Origin of the sequence: Neisseria sp. Dent CA1/247, assembly GCF_022870825.1 — a bacterium.
GTDB lineage: Bacteria > Pseudomonadota > Gammaproteobacteria > Burkholderiales > Neisseriaceae > Neisseria > Neisseria zoodegmatis.
This window is the reverse complement of record NZ_CP091522.1, coordinates 2214815-2230287: the sequence shown is the minus strand read 5'-3', so window position 1 is coordinate 2230287 and position 15473 is coordinate 2214815. Positions and strand designations below refer to the sequence as shown.

Here is a 15473-nt window from a genome sequence, read left to right as displayed (position 1 = left end):
TAAAATTGAGCCACCCTATGAGCGGTGTTTCATCCGGTAAGAATCATTGCCCGTCTCAAAAATATCACAGCAATAAGTCAGGCGGTCCAGTAAAGCACCCGTCATCTTTTCATCCATAAACAGTTTCACCCATTCGCTAAAGGCCAAATTGGTTGTCATGACAACACTCGTCCTTTCATGCAGTTGGCTCATCAGATGAAACAGCAGCGCACCGCCTTTCTGACTAAACGGCAGATACCCCAACTCATCAAGAATCAACAAATCGTACCGACATTGCTGCTCGGTCAGTTTCAGACGGCCTTCGTCTTTGTCTGCTTCCAATTTGTTGACCAAGTCCAGTACATTCCAAAAACGTACCCTAAATCCTTGTGTCGCCGCTTCGATACCCAATGCTGTGGCAATATGCGTTTTGCCCGTACCCGGTCCGCCTACCAACACCACATTACGCTTCTGTCTGATATAGTCCCCGCCCAAAAGCAGTTCCAATGCCGGACGGTGTATCAAACTCTGCTCAAAATCGAAGTCGGCCAAACTGCGGTGTTGCGGAAACCTTGCCTGGCTAATCCGGTTTTGGATACTCCTTGCGGTTTTGGCTATATGTTCGGCAGTCAACAACCGCTCCAGAATATCCAGCGTACCCCGTTTGCGACGGATGCCGTCCACTACGATTTCATCCCACTGCTCCGCCATCGCACCGAGTTTCAATTCTTTCAACAGTCCCGCCAGACGTTCATGCTGCATGATGCTTCTCCTTCATCGTATCCGTTTGTTTGCCCGACAGACTCAGTAAGCGGTCATAACGGCTGCAATCAACTGACGGCGGGACGGTAAGCGGGATGTCCCTAATATGGAAACGGGGTGGAGGCGGTTCTTTCAGACGGTTGATGATGTTCAAGACTGCCTCCGGAGTCGGCATACCTTCGTCCAATGCCAATTCCGCTGCCGTCAATGCCAAGTCGGCATCGTATTCGGCCATCAGGTTCAGCAGTTTGACCATCACCCGGTCTCCTTTGGGCTGCTTAAGCAAACAGGCTTTCAGACGCTCTATGACGGGCGGCAGTACCCAGCCGATAAAAGCCCTGCCGTCTCTTAACGCTCCGGGTTTCTTTTGCAGATAGGGCAAAAAATGCCAAGGGTTATAGCTGATGCCGTCTTTCACAAAGCTGCGCGGATGTTCGGCAATGCAGTCGGTATCGCTACAAAAGCGGACGGTCTGTGCGCCGATATAAACCCTAACCGTATTGCCCGCCCATTCGACCGGTACGCTGTAACGGTGGCGTTCGACGGTAACCAAAGATTGGTTGCTGACTTTGAGTATCTCCAAACGTTCTGCCGGATAGGGACGGAAAGCAGCCAACGAATGCTTCTCCCTTTCCCATATGTCGTTAACCGGCTGCCTGTATTCGGGATGTTTGTGCTGCCGCATCAGCCGCAGGCATTGCTGTTGCAGGTAGTCGTTGAGAGAGGTAAAGGAATCAAAAGCCAAAGTCGGCTTGAACAATCTTTCGCGCAGGTGGCGTATCTGCCGCTCGACCTGGCCTTTCTCCCAGCCGGAGGCCGGGGTACAGGCAACCGGTTCAATGAGAAAGTGGGTCATCATCTGTAAAAACTGTGCGTTAAACTCTCTCTCCTTACCTTTGCCGATTCGGGTAACGGCGGTCTTCATATTGTCGTAGATACCGCGGGCAGGTACGCCGCCGAAGAAAGCGAATGCGCGGTTGTGCGCATCCATCAACATATCAGCTTTCTGATTGGGATAAGCACAAACGAAAAAAGCCCTGCTGTGGCATAAGCGGAAATGAGCGATATTTACCTTAACGGTCTGTCCGGCCAAACAAACGGTTTCGATACTCCAGTCAAACTGATAAGCATCACCCGGAGCAAAAGCCTGAGCCATAAAGACCGGAACCGGCTTGGGTTGGTGCTGTTGGCGGAATTTGCGGATAAATACGGCAACGGCACTGTACTGTCCGGCATAACCGGCATCTTTGAGGCGTTCGAAATGTCGACGGGCAGAAAGGTGTTGCTGTTTGGGCAGCCGGGCTTCTTGGAGCAACTGTTGGGTCAACACGTCAAGAAAAGGACCGAGCTTGGGGTAATGGGTTTGTTCTCTGCGGTAGACGGGGGGTTCGACTGTGGCGTGCTGCAGATATTTGGCGACTGTATTGCGGGAGAGTTTGAGTTGTTTGGCGATTTCACGTTGTGAGAGTTTCTGTCGGTGAAAAAGCCGGTGCACTTTTGCGATGGTTTCCATGCATAACATCCAGGTTGGGCTCCGCTGTGTGATAGAGCGGAGCAGTTTATAACAAACGGAGAGTGGCTCACTTTTGGAGCACAACTCCCCGTTTCCCTGGCTCAGTTTTGCACGATATTTAACAGTTGTCCCTAACTGTTTACATTATAGACACAGCATGGCCGTCAATGACCCAAAAAAAGAAAACTTCCTGATCACGGCAGGATTCCGTGCCCGCTGCGGCCACAAAGTGTTTTTCTTCAATCCTTCGGGCACCATGCCCTATCATGATCGCGATCCATCTGCACCGTTGATCAGTCACCGTTGGAACCCGCTGACTTATGTGCGCCGAAACCCGATTAATACCTACAAGGATGCGCTGGCGGTAGCAGCGGTATTTTACCCGTTACCGACGGAAGACCGCGGTAGCGCAAAGTTTTTCCAACAAGAAGCGCAAAAACTATTCGTCGGCCTGTTACTGTATATGATCGAGACCGAACAGGAGCGCGATTTAAGCAAGATCGAAAACAAAACCACGATGGCCAACCTGTTTCGGCTTACTGCCCCTACTGACGGCAAGACCCTGCAAGAGTGGATACGGGCAGAGTTTGAATTGCGGGCAGCGCAGCCGGAGACAACACAACTCAGCAGTAACTGCCGAACACTGTTGATGGGCTTCGCTAATGGTAACGCAAAGACCGGCGGTGATGTTTTGTCCACTATGACCGCGCCGCTGGCGATTTTTCTTGACCCTGCGGTTGAAGCGGCCACCGGCGGCGATGATTTTTACCTGGATAATGTACGCCGTGAACTTACCACGATTTATTTAGGCATTTCGCCGGAAGAAATCAAAGTGTACGGCACACTGCTGAATCTCTTTTTTTCCCAGTTGTGTGATGTCAACGTGCGGCAAGGGCTGCCGAAAGACAATAAGGAGCTTAAATACCAATGCCTACTGATGTTGGATGAATTTACGGCACTCGGCCGCATTCCGGCTATCGAAGAAGGTGTCGGTTACTTGGCCGGTTACGGTATCCGCCCAACCATCGTATTTCAGACACCCGGACAAGTTGAGAAGGTTTACGGCAGAACCGGCCGTCAAACGTTTTTCAGTAACTTCACTTGCCGCTTGGTGTTTGCCCCGCGTGAACAGGATGAGGCTGAAGAACTCAGCAAGCTGATCGGTTACTATACCTACAAAGCCAAGTCGTCCTCGCGCTCACGAGGCAAAAACAGCAGTAGCAGCAGTAACAGTGTGAGCGATCAAAAACGCGCGGTCATGAATCCCGACGAGCTCAAAATCATGCCCGATAGTGATGTGATTATCAACATGACCGGTATCCGGCCTATCTATGCCGACAAAATCATCTACCACGAAGACCCGATTTTGCGTGAACGTGCCAATTTACCGGTTCCCCATGTGCCTGAATTGCTAGTCACCCTTACCCGGAAGCAACCGCCACAAGTGGTTACACCTGATTATGTGTCCCCCGAAGATATGGCGAGCTTCAAATGGGAGGAAGCAGCCAACAACGAAGAGATTGCCCGTGCGCTGATTACGGCACTGATTCCGCCGGACAGCAAGCCGGAGTTTGTGGCCGAAGTGGTGCCGGTGATCATCCAAAATTGGGGCGCAGGCAGAATGTCCATCGTGTCGGAAATCCTGAAAAACACTTCGACAGACGACAAGCCGAAAGCGGCTTAATTTAGGCTTGAATTAAAGACGGTCCTTTGTGGCCGTCTATTTTTTTGGAGATTGAAGATGAAGAGAATTGTGTTGGTGACAGGGGGAACTGAACGGCAACGTAACCGCTATATCGTAAGTCAGCAGAATAAAACAAAGAACAGGGATATCAGAGCCGTTTTAGCACTCGGCAATGAAGAAATACTGCATGATTTGGAACACGCATGGGGTGTTGATTTATACATCGGCATGAATAATACCGAACACATTGCACAAGAGGTTTTGGATAAGGTAACGGAACGTGTCCACCTTTCACATGAAAACGGACAGCTTACAGTCATTGAAACAGATAATTCAGGCAAAGAAATTAAATATAAGTTTGATAACGATGCGGGTATTTCATGTTGGCAGGCGATTACACATACCCAAATAGTCATTATAGGTAATAGTGATGATGGTCGGACAATTTTTCCCGCTGAACTTTTAAATGAAGAAGGTTGCGATGCCGCCTTTGCTTTCGCCGTCTTGCTCGCAACAAGAGAATTACATGAGCCTTTTGCGCATTTGGACACTGAAATTGGTTGCCGACTGGATAAGTTGTTTTCTTATAAACTCAATACCGTTTCTTATGATCCGAAGACACGCACCGGATTTGCATCAATACGCGACTACCCGCCTCCAGCCGTTGGAACGATTCGGGGACTTCCTGAAGATAGATAAAACCGCTCTTACTCGTCTGAAACTCTTCAGGCGTCCATTTCATTTTTGGAGAAAAGTTATGCGTAAATTAATTTTAATTACCGGTGCAGATGAATATAAGAGAAACCGTGTTATCACACACAAACAAAATACGAGCCATCATGAAATACGCTGTGTCCTGCCCCAAGCCGACAAATTGATGTTGCAGGATGTTGAAAGCAGTTGGCCGATTGATTTGTATATCAGTGTTGATGACAAGTCTTCTATCTCTCCAGATATCCTTGAAAAAGTTTCCGAAGAGATATTTTTGGAAGAAAAAGATGGACGTTTGTTTGCCGTGACAAACGGAACGGGCGGTATTACTAGAGATGAGATTAACGGTAACGGTTTTCCAAGTTGGACACCTATAATAAATACATGTGTAATTATCATTGGGAATACCGATTCGGCCAAATCTATTATTCCGCCTGAAGTGATCCACTTTGATGATTGTGATTCTGCTTTTACTTTTGGGATATTATTATCCACAAGAGAATTACACAATCCTGCTGCGCACTGCCCTGCTGAAATTGCTTGGAGAATAGACAAGCTTTTTCCGGGGCATATAGGCAATATCCTTTATGACCCTAAAACTCGTACAGGTGCCGCTTCCTATCGAGGCACTCCTCCTGAAGCGGGGATGATACGGTTATTACCGGAGTAATATAAAAATATGAGAGAGAATTTTGAATCAAGATGACGAAATTATTAGCAAATTGGTCATGATTGCTAATGATAAATAAAACTACACTTACGCGTCTGAATTTAATATGCCCATACCAAGCTGAGTAGGAGAAACGGGGAGCTCACTTTTGGAGCACCACTCCCCGCATCCCCGGCTCAGTTTTGCACGATCCGGTGAAATACGTTTTCAGACGGCCAATTTATTTATAAAGCCTTATACTTTGATCCATGAAAAAATCAAAATATCTCGACTTTCACACTTTTCTGTCTATATCTGTTTTGTTCGGTTCCTTTCTCTTTTCCCTGCATCCTCCTTCAGGAGGGAATGTCCCGGCAGATTTTGGAGAAAAGCTAATGGCTTTTGGCTTTGCATTGGCTGTTGTTATCCGATTTGCTCCTTTGTTGATGAAAGGTAAACTCAGAGAATGGTTTTGTTGGACGGACGTGTTTTACTCAGAAAATGTTAATCCGATCAAAATCAGGAATATAAGAGAGTATGTGAAAGAATTAAAAAAGACGGAAATACACTTCCGTCTTTTTTCATATTTGTACCGCTATTTAGGATTTTTTGTCGTTTTATCCATATGCAGGGAATTAACGGAAAATACAACTCATTCCTACGCCATTTTGCCTACAGTTACAGCAGTCTTATTCTACATAGGCACTATCGGATTAATACTGTGCCTGATTTTGATGGCAATACACTACAGCCGCTCATAGGGTGGCTCAATTTTAGACCACAACTGTGGCTCAGTTTTGGAATGGAATTGCTAGATACATATTTATATCAAGTATATTAATCATTTAAGGAGATGCAAGCAATGAGCAACTACGACGATATCCGAAATGCACTCACATATATCGATTCACACGATCGTGAAACTTGGATACAGGTTGGCGCGGCGCTGAAAGACGAGCTGGGAGATGAAGGCTTTAACCTGTGGGACAGCTGGTCTCAAGGAGCGGATAACTATAATGCCCGTGATGCTAAAGCAGCTTGGAAATCATTCAAACCCGGGCTGGTACACATTGGCTCTCTGTTTTATCACGCCCGTGCCAACGGCTACCGCCCCGACAAACCCTATACGTCACCGTCGCCCGAAGAACAGGCGCGGATTCAGGCAGAGCGGGAAGCGGTGCGTTTGGCTGAAGAACAAGCCCGTGCCGAACGCCGGGAACAAGTAAAACATCTCGCCCAACGGATTTGGGCGGGTGCTACACCTGCCCAAATCAGCCATCCCTATTTGGCAGCCAAAGGCATTACGGATCCGGCCACAATTGCCGGGCTGCGCCAAAACATGTATCAGGGCGACAATAATCTGTTGGTGCCCGTGTATTACAACCGCGAGATTGTCAACGTCCAGTCCATCAATCAGGACGGCGGCAAACGGTTTTTGGCCGACGGCCAAGTACAAGGCGGCTTTGCGGTGGTGGGCGACGCCGCCAACACCCAAAACGGCATTGTGATCGCCGAAGGTTTCGCAACGGCCGCAAGTATCCACCAAGCCACGGGTAAAACCGTTATCGTGGCATTCAATGCGGGCAATATGCCCGAAATATCGGAGCGGCTTGCCCAAAACCTACCCAAAGACGTGCCGGTTGTGTTTGCGGTAGATAACGATGCCAGTCAGACAGGTATGAAAAAGGCTTTACAGGCGGCAGCATATTTTGAAGGCCGCGCCCAAGTAGTCGAGCCTGAATTTACGATGGCGCAAATCCGCCGGTATCAGCTGGAGAACGGCACTGACGACAAAGGCCGTCCCAAGCTGCCGAGCGATTTTAACGACTTGCACCAGTTGGCCGGTCTCGATGCCGTGCGTGAAAAAATGGAATCGGTTTTCAGACGGCCTGAAACTGCACCGGCTGCCACGCCGCAAGCCGAGCCGATACGCGCCGCCACACCCGCCATGAGCGATGAAGAATGGGCAGCCGTAGTTGCCGAAGAAGCCCGCTTGTCGGGCTATTCCGCGCCGCCGCCCGCCGAACCGCCACACCAAGCCGCCTCAACCGAGGCGGCTTCTGTTTTACATAAGCAGGAGCAGGAGATGAACAGTAATCAACATGATGCACCTGAGACGGAAGCTACACCGGAGAAGCCGTCTGAAAACCCTCTGCCGGAAAACACGATCGAATACGCTGCGTTACGTCAGGCTAAAGAACCCGAACCTTATCAGGGTGTCGATCCCGATCACGTTTTTGGCGGCGGGCGTACCGCCGACGGGGTATCCGGCCGTGCGTATTATGAAGGCGATTTCAAGCATTATGAAATGTACGACCCGCGCATCAATATCCAATATTTGCGAAAGACCCCGCAGGAAATCCAAGCCGACTTGGATAATGCAGGGGATATTTACGGATATGAAGGTTTAACCCATGACGGTGAATTGGTGCCGTTCAGTAAAACAGATACCGGGTGGGAATCCCCGTTACCGGGTAGCGCGCCCGAACAAACATCCGAACCCGACCAAGCGGAAAAAAACGACGCTGTACCGGAGCCGGAAGCTGCAACCGTCAAAAAGCCCGTAACCGATCTGAATTACCGCATCCCGCCGGAGAGCATTGAAAGCCGTTACGTTGTAGCCGGTGGCAAGTATTTGTCGGCGGCCAACCATACCACCGTGATGTTTACCGACGCGGGCAAAAAAATCAGCACCGCCAAAACCGACACCCAAACCATCAACGATATGCTTGAGGTGGCCAAAGAGAAAGGCTGGGACAGCATCAAAATCAGCGGCAACCGAGAGTTTAAATCCATGATGTATGTGATGGCCGAGAGCCGGGGTATCCGCACCACCGGATACCGCCCCAAACCCGAAGACTTGGCCTTGTTGGAGCGGATGCGGCAGGAGCGGTCGTTGAATGCCATAGAACCGCAGCCCGAACGCGCACCGACGGTAGAACCGGTAAAGGAAAAAGTCGCGCCCGCCCCCTATCCCGGCGACAAGCGGCAAAGGCCGTCTGAAACCCAAGCGGGCGTAGCGGCCAAAACCGCAACGGCCGCAGAAGTAGGCGAACGGATTGTGGATGTCGGCACGGCACATTACCGCCACAACCCTAACGAGCAACTCAGTCCATATATTGTGTTGGAGAGCGAGGGTAAGGAGCGCACTGTATGGGGCGTGGATATACCGGATGCAATGGCACGCAGCGGAGCCGAAGTCGGCGACCGCATCCGGTTGCACAAGCTGGGGAAACAACCGGTTGAGATTGAAGTAGCTGTCCGTGATGAAAACGGGCAAGTCACCGGTACTGAGAAAAAAGAAGTCAAGCGCAATCTCTTCAGAATGGAAATCGTGCAAGACAACCGGCAGCAGCAGGAGAAAGAAACGCCGGCTAAAGGCGAGCAAAAGGTGTCCACAAAGCCCGATGTGGAGATGCTGTCGAAGGCAGATAAGATGATGGCGCAGAATGAGTTGCCGTCTGACGCTACGATCAATTCTTCTCAAGCCGCCGACACACAGCTCGGTGTGCCGTTGCAAGCCGTCGGACAATCCGAAATCCGCTCCGAAGTGGTCGTACAGGCAAACCGTATGAAAACGGCTGCACTGGAAACCAACTTTATTTCGGCGCGGTCCGTGTATATGGAAAAGGCGGCTAAACTATCGAAAGCCAACAAGCAGCATTTGCAATGGCACGAGCGAAATGTTCTTGACACCATCCGCGGTCTGAAAGGTGATGCCCGCACGTTGGCACTGACCAACTATTACGAGCATACTGCCAAACAGATGAGCGGAACCAAGCTGAAACTGCCGAAGCCGATTAAGCAGCCCGCCTATCAGCAAACGCCGCCCCGGCAAACAACCGAACGCAACCAACGGCAGGACCGCTCTCAAAGTAAAGAAATGGAAGTGGAACGTTAATGCTGCTGCCTCGAGATAAGGCCGTCTGAAATTTCAGGCGGCCTTATCCATTGACAAAACAAAGCCGTATCAGGCACGATAGCCCTATCCAATCTTTTGAAAGAGGTTCCGCGATGGCAGAAACCGCATTGAAACTTGATCCGAGACTTTCGGAATTCGATTCTTCGAACGAAGCCGATTCTTACCTGCAATGGCTTGAAAACAAAGTCGAGGCCGCCCGTACCGCTCCCACAGTCAGCCATGAAGAAGCATTGGCGCATTTTGAGCAGCAACGGATGAAGAGACTGGAACGCCTGAAAAATGCACATCATTGAATGGTCGGCAGGCGCATTGTCTGATGTTGACGATATTCTCGACTTTATTTTTGCAGACAACCCTCATGCAGCCGTTGAAATGGATTTGCTGATACATGATTCGGTTCAGCATTTGTCCACACTGCCGTATATAGGCAGAAAAGGTCGCGTGGCAGATACCAGAGAATATGTGATACACCCCAATTACTTGATTATTTACGAAGTATCCCCAAACCGTGTGAAAATCCTGTCGGTACTTCATGTACGGAAAGAATATCCGTAACCTTATATTTTGTTTATCGCCTATGGCCGTCTGAAATTTCAGACGGCCTTTTGCTGAATTGTCGGTTGATGGGAAAAACTTCCTGATATATATTGTATATATATATTCTTGAAAGGAGATTGAAAATGGCACAATTTATTATGAATGTTCCTGATGCCGAAAAAGAGGCATTTATGGAAGCTGCCCGCCTGTCTGATCGCAATGCCTCCCAACTGGTACGGGAATTTATGCGCGATTTCATTGAAAAGCAGCGTTATGAGGCCTATGTGAGAGCGGAAGTGGAAAAAGGCTTGGCCGATGTTGCCGCAGGCAGAGTGCGTAGCGGGGAAGAAGTTGATCGGGAAATGGAAGCATTATTGGAGCAATGGGCTGATGAAGAAAGAAATGCAGATGCAGGTAGAGTGGACGGATAAGGCCGTACAGCAGCGCAAGCAGCTTTTGGCAGCCCGACGGGATTATGCCGGTTCCGCTTCGGCCCAAAAAGCCTATGCGGAAATGAAGCGGTTATTAGATTTGGCAGCAACTCAACCTCAAATGGGAAAACCGGGAATCGTTAACGGTACCCGTGAATTATTTCCAATGCGTTACCGCATAGTTTACACAGTATCAGAAAACCACCTGACCGTTGTTGCCGTACTGCCCCAATGGCAAAAATGGCCTGATGAGTAAATCAACCCGTATTCACAATCTGCAATTGTCAAAAGGCCGTCTGAAATTCAGACGGCCTTATTCACATTTAAACCGTACAGCCCGGACACCGCAGTTCGGGCTTATTTTGTTTCGGAGTAAGCTCATGGAGAATGAAAGCAAACCCGCCGGCAGTAAACGCATGGATATTTTGCAGCAGTCTTTGGCCAAAAAGCAGACTGCTTTCGACAACAAATTACAGGCGCATTTCGACGACGTGCAGTCTGCAAACGGCCAACCGCTTAACGACAAGCGTAACGGCCAAGCGACCATGAACCGTTGGGAACGACAGAACGAGAGTTTGCTTACCCTTCAAAAAAGCATCGAAAAAACAGAGGCGGCCATCGAGCGGGAGCAGCGGAAAATTGATCATGTCGCACGCACCCTGATTCCCGAATTTTTAAAGCCTATGTTGGAAGCGGGAGAGATTACGCAGTGGCGCAAGTATCCCAACCGCTTTTTTGTGCCGGGCGTGGAAAAAGCCCGTATTGTGTGGCACGAAGACAAACAGGAGTTCGGTTACAGTCATTTGCAAGGCGTTAAAGGGGGACAATACGCCAAATTCCGCGATACCTATAATCATATCCGTGCCCTGCATAAGCAGGAACGCGAAAAAACGCTGAAAATAAACAACGTAGAAAACCCTGTTCAAGATACCGTTGTCGATAAAGCACGGCAATCTGCTTTGTCGGACAAATATCAAGCCGCCCGCGATGCCTATGTGAAGCAGACTGTTTTGTTTCCCGACCCGCAACGGCAACGCCGCAACCTGCTCGAATCGCAGATGGAAAATCTGATTAAGGGTTTGCCGGAGCAAACGCAGATGCAGGCCCGCACCAACTTTTACGTCAGTCAGGTTTCCGGGCAAATCCGGCAAAAAAGCGATAAACCCACTCTCGGGCAGGGGGAAATAGAGTTCGACCGCTGATTCAAACGTAACCCTTCAGGCCGTCTGAAAAACCATGTTTTCAGACGGCCTTTCTTATTGGAGAAATCATGCCCGAAGCCAAATACGGAGAAAGCCCCGGATTTTATATCACCGAAAAACGCTTGGGTGGCCGCACGGCCTACGATGCGGCCAAAGCCGCCGGTAAGACCGGACTTGACTACCGGCAATGGGTGCAGGTGCGCACGGATGAATTTAAAAACTGGTTCGGCGATTGGGAAAACGGTCGAGTTCCCGGTCGGCTACTTGATGCCAACGGCGAACCGAAGATTTTTTATCCCGAACCGGCTGCCGACACTTACGGCCTGACCCGCGACATTTCCTTTACCGAAAAGCAGAGGCGGCGTGTCCGGGAAACGGTAACGGAATACGTTAAATACGGTGCCGACGGCCAAGTATCGGCAATATCGACACAACCCAAAGACGGCTACATACCCGAGCAGCGCAACCGTACCCGGACCGTTTACGAAGACGTGGCCAAAACCGAGACAGTGCATGAAACCTTGCGCTTCAGCCGGGTTGATGCCAACACCTTTCATATTCGCGTCGAAGGCAGCAACCGCTTTGTCGGCGGTCTTTTATTAACGCACGAAAAAAACGGAGGGCAAGGCTTTTCGGGCAGCCGCCCGCTGGCCAAACAGGACGGCAGCCGTTACTTCGTGCCGTACCGCGTCGAAATAGAAGAAGCCTACTGGAGCAAAGGTGTAGGCTCCGCGCTTTACCGTTTTGCCGAACAGTGCATCGGCGAAGAAATCTATCCCGCCCGTTCACAGACGGGTGCGGCCAAAGCTCTTTGGCAGAAACGCAACCGCCAAGGCGGATTCGGAGGCTATTTTATGAATGTAGAAGGGCAAATAAAGTCCGCCGTCAACAACAGCGGTTTGTTCGACCGCAACAATCCTGATACCGGCGACCCGTTGCCGCAGGAAATCTTGGAAGACGGCCGCCGCCTTTACCGGGGACGGATGGCGGCAGAGCCGCCCGGATTGGAAAAGCACCGTCTTCAAACTCAGGAGCAGGCGATGGAAAAAACCATATCCGGGCTGCCTGCTGAAGTGCAGTTACAGGCAAGAATAAATTTTTACCAAAGCCATAACAGTCGGTGCAAAGAGCAGGAGCAGGCATACGAAGCGGCCAAAGCGTCGGGTAAAACCGAACTGGATTTCCATCAATGGAAACTTGTACGCACGGAAGAATTTAAAAACTGGTTCGGTGATTGGGAAAACGATCCCTCCGGTGCCTCCAAAGTCGTCAACCGGCGCACGGGGGAGCCGCTGGTGGTATATCACGGCACCCGAGATAAGGCATTCGGCGTATTTGATTTGGAAAAATCCGCCATCGGCTATTGGGGAAAAGGGTTTTACTTTGCGGAGAGCCGCAGCTATGCCGAACAGGCAGCCGGAGAAAACGGCCGCGTAATGCCTGTTTTTCTCAGGCTGAACCCGGAATCGCCGTCGCTGTATCCGCCGTCGGAAAGAACACCCGTCATCGAAGCCGTTTGGTACGACGAACAAGACAACCGGCGGGATTTGGGGCGGTTTTCAACGGCGGATGCCGCACAGGAAGCTGCTTTGCGTCAAGGTATCGATATCGAAGGTTTGGTTTTGAATACCGTGTATGTGCGCGGCAACCAAAACCCGCTGATGAACGATATCGAAGATTTGGTTTACCTGAGTGAAACCCGCACAGAAAAGAACGCGCTGCTCACCATCGCCGCTATCAGGGGGCGCGGTTTTGACGGCATTTATTCTCCGTCCGAAAACTTTTATGTCGCCTTCGACCCGGGCGGGATTGAACCTGCCGGTAACTGCGGCAGTTTGAAAAGCAATCTGATACCGCTTGCCGAAACACACCTTTCAAGGCCGTCTGAAACGCTTCAGACGGCCTTTTCCAATGGTGGGACGAAGCAAAGTACGCAAGGCAGCTTGAACGTACTCAAGCACCTATACCTGATGCAGACGGCCACATTGTCACCGGAAGATAAACAGCACCGCACGGTTTTGGAACATGCGTTGGAAAAAACCATATCCGGCTTGCCTGCCGATGTGCAGTTACAGGCACGGATTAATTTTTACCGTTCGCAAACGCAGGCAGTCGCAAACAAATATGAAACCACGCCGGAGCGGCAAGCTGAAACCGGCATTGAGCGGTGATTCTGTATAGCGTTCGTAGATTAGCCTGCATCTATACGCGATGCAGGCTTTTTCGGGATGTATGATTTATGAATGAAACAGCTAACCAAGCGAAATCAATACCTGTCAGGGTGTTTGGTCTAAAAGAACACGAATTACATTCTCTTCGCGAAGTGGCCTTTAAACGTTTCGGGAAAGCCAGTGTATCTTTATTGGCCAAAAAACTGTTGCAGGCAGAGTTGGAAGCGGCCGCCGAACCCGATCCGGTACAACTGCCGCCGCCCAAATGTAAAAAGCGCATCACCCTGCGCCTACCGGATAAAGACCGTGCTTATCTTGAGGCGGCAGCGGAGACACGTCGCGGCTCCATCAATGATGTCGTCAGAGATATTATCCAATCCCATATCTCGCACCATCCGATTTTGTCGGCATTTGAAGCCGATGTGCTGTCGCAGTCAAACTACCAATTGGTCATGATAGGCCGCAATCTCAACCAAATCGCCCGCCGCCTGAATGCGGGCGAAAACGTATCTTTGAGCAGCCAACAGATTACCGAACTGAAAAAGTTCATTGATGCCCACGTCGGCAAAGTAAACCATGTGCTGCAAACCAACCGCCGCCGCAAGCGCGAGTAAGCCATTAAGGAGCGTAGATCGATGCACCGTAAAATAGACGATTGGTTTTTAGGCTATAAAACCCGTGCCGTCAAAGCCAAAAAAGACGGCGGGCTGTATTTCGGCAATGGGCGGCGCAACCATGCCAAGCCTTTGAAGCCCGGCAGCGGTTTGGCCAACTTGCGCGCCGCCGCACTTAAACACCCCGAAGTGATGGTTAAAATCCCGAAGCGGCTCAGTAAAAACTCTAAAGGGATGCGCGGTGTACGCAACCATTTGGATTATGTATCAAGAAACGGCGAAGTGCCGTTGGAAACGCAATCCGGCGAAAAGCTGATCGGCAAACGCGCGGTCATGGATTTTGCAGACGACTGGCGGAAACTCGGCATTCCCGAAGAAAGCAAACATAAGGAAGCACTCAATATTGTGCTGTCCATGCCCGAAGGCACGCCGCCGGATGCGGTGTTGAATGCCGCCCGCAACTTCGCCGCCGAACAATTTGCCGGGCATCAATATGTGTTCGGCCTGCACCACGACAGCCACGATCCCGACGAGCCGAAGCACCCTCACGTCCACTTGTGCGTGTTGATGCGGGACGAGTTCGGGCAGCGGCTCAACCCGCGCAAAGCCGATTTGTTCGAGTGGCGTGTCCGGTTTGCTGAAAAGTTACGCGAAGAAGGCGTGATGTGCGCGGCCACTAAACGCGTACACCGGGGCAAAGTCCAAAAGCCGGAAAACAGCCTGCTGCGTGCCATGCGCCAACGTGGTGTGTTATCCAATGTGGCAAGACAACAGGCCATCGAATTGATAGAAGCCTTGAAAAACAATGACCGCCCCAAGCATCCTTTTTTGCGGGAAACCATGCAGACGCGCGGTATTGTCCTGGAGCAATACGGCCTAATAGCCAAAGAGCTTTATAAGATGGGCAATAAAACCGAAGCCCGCATCATCAGCCAACTGGCAAAAGATGTGGCCGGGCAATCGTTTGATACCAAAGCGCAAAGCAGCTTTGACCGAATACATGGCAATCATAGGTTCGAAAAGTTAGAGCATCCATCGGCGGTGATGGAGAAAGGACACGAAGACAGTATTTCTCGTTGACTTATCGTTTCATTTTCTTAAGTAAAAACTTTTCTTTATTTATACTGTCTGTATTGTTCAATGAATTAAATTCATTGGAGAGTGTTCATGCAAAGGATTAAATGATGAAGCTAAAATTATATACTCTAACGGTTTTGGTAGCGGCATTATATTCAACATCCGTATCTGCTCAATGGTCGAAGTATGAATCATGCAACCGCCAGCATAATGCCGATATA

General features: G+C 50.2%; 15 protein-coding genes. 13 read left to right on the top strand and 2 right to left on the bottom strand.

All coding sequences use genetic code 11. The annotated features are described in order from the left end of the window. Window positions 1-15 precede the first annotated feature (15 nt). Window positions 16-744 (bottom strand): IS21-like element helper ATPase IstB, encoded by a 729-nt coding sequence (gene istB, locus LVJ85_RS11010; protein WP_370686940.1) that lies wholly within the window; start codon window positions 742-744, stop codon window positions 16-18. After that, window positions 731-2263, bottom strand: coding sequence for an IS21 family transposase (gene istA / locus LVJ85_RS11005; RefSeq protein ID WP_182073206.1), 1533 nt, complete (start codon window positions 2261-2263; stop codon window positions 731-733). Before istA ends, istB begins: the two co-directional genes overlap by 14 nt. A gap of 64 nt (window positions 2264-2327) precedes the next feature. Between istA and LVJ85_RS11000 the strand changes: the two genes are divergently transcribed. The 13 genes from LVJ85_RS11000 (at window position 2328) to LVJ85_RS10940 (ending at window position 15255) form a co-directional block, all read left to right on the top strand. Continuing rightward, on the top strand, window positions 2328-3938 hold the full coding sequence (locus tag LVJ85_RS11000; RefSeq protein ID WP_244739848.1) for a type IV secretory system conjugative DNA transfer family protein: 1611 nt from the start codon (window positions 2328-2330) through the stop codon (window positions 3936-3938). Window positions 3939-3995: 57 nt separating this feature from the next. Next, window positions 3996-4637 carry a hypothetical protein gene (locus LVJ85_RS10995; protein WP_244739847.1) on the top strand — a complete coding sequence of 214 codons (642 nt, stop codon included), beginning with the start codon at window positions 3996-3998 and terminating at the stop codon, window positions 4635-4637. 58 nt (window positions 4638-4695) lie between these two features. Continuing rightward, a complete protein-coding gene (locus tag LVJ85_RS10990) occupies window positions 4696-5319 on the top strand; it encodes a hypothetical protein (protein ID WP_244739846.1) in 624 nt (207 codons plus the stop codon). A 248-nt stretch (window positions 5320-5567) separates the two neighbouring features. Beyond that, window positions 5568-6059 (top strand): hypothetical protein, encoded by a 492-nt coding sequence (locus tag LVJ85_RS10985; RefSeq protein WP_244739845.1) that lies wholly within the window; start codon window positions 5568-5570, stop codon window positions 6057-6059. A gap of 101 nt (window positions 6060-6160) precedes the next feature. Then, window positions 6161-9199, top strand: a complete 3039-nt coding sequence (locus tag LVJ85_RS10980; protein ID WP_244739844.1) for an LPD7 domain-containing protein — start codon at window positions 6161-6163, stop codon at window positions 9197-9199. Between the two features lie 113 nt (window positions 9200-9312). Continuing rightward, complete coding sequence (locus LVJ85_RS10975) at window positions 9313-9513, top strand: hypothetical protein (protein WP_244739843.1); 201 nt, start codon at window positions 9313-9315, stop codon at window positions 9511-9513. After that, window positions 9500-9775 (top strand): type II toxin-antitoxin system RelE/ParE family toxin, encoded by a 276-nt coding sequence (locus LVJ85_RS10970; RefSeq protein WP_244739842.1) that lies wholly within the window; start codon window positions 9500-9502, stop codon window positions 9773-9775. Before LVJ85_RS10975 ends, LVJ85_RS10970 begins: the two co-directional genes overlap by 14 nt. 125 nt (window positions 9776-9900) lie before the next feature. After that, window positions 9901-10188, top strand: a complete 288-nt coding sequence (locus tag LVJ85_RS10965; RefSeq protein WP_199903497.1) for a CopG family ribbon-helix-helix protein — start codon at window positions 9901-9903, stop codon at window positions 10186-10188. Then, window positions 10166-10444, top strand: a complete 279-nt coding sequence (locus LVJ85_RS10960; RefSeq protein ID WP_244739841.1) for a type II toxin-antitoxin system RelE/ParE family toxin — start codon at window positions 10166-10168, stop codon at window positions 10442-10444. Before LVJ85_RS10965 ends, LVJ85_RS10960 begins: the two co-directional genes overlap by 23 nt. A 124-nt stretch (window positions 10445-10568) precedes the next feature. Beyond that, window positions 10569-11390, top strand: a complete 822-nt coding sequence (locus LVJ85_RS10955; RefSeq protein WP_244739840.1) for a hypothetical protein — start codon at window positions 10569-10571, stop codon at window positions 11388-11390. Window positions 11391-11458: 68 nt separating this feature from the next. After that, window positions 11459-13561: a hypothetical protein gene (locus LVJ85_RS10950; RefSeq protein WP_244739839.1), complete on the top strand. Its 2103-nt coding sequence runs from the start codon at window positions 11459-11461 to the stop codon at window positions 13559-13561. A gap of 68 nt (window positions 13562-13629) precedes the next feature. After that, window positions 13630-14175, top strand: a complete 546-nt coding sequence (gene mobC / locus LVJ85_RS10945; RefSeq protein WP_244739838.1) for a plasmid mobilization relaxosome protein MobC — start codon at window positions 13630-13632, stop codon at window positions 14173-14175. 21 nt (window positions 14176-14196) lie between these two features. Beyond that, entirely contained in the window at window positions 14197-15255 is a 1059-nt protein-coding gene (locus LVJ85_RS10940) for a traS protein (RefSeq protein ID WP_244739837.1), read from the top strand. The last annotated feature ends 218 nt before the right edge of the window (window positions 15256-15473 follow it).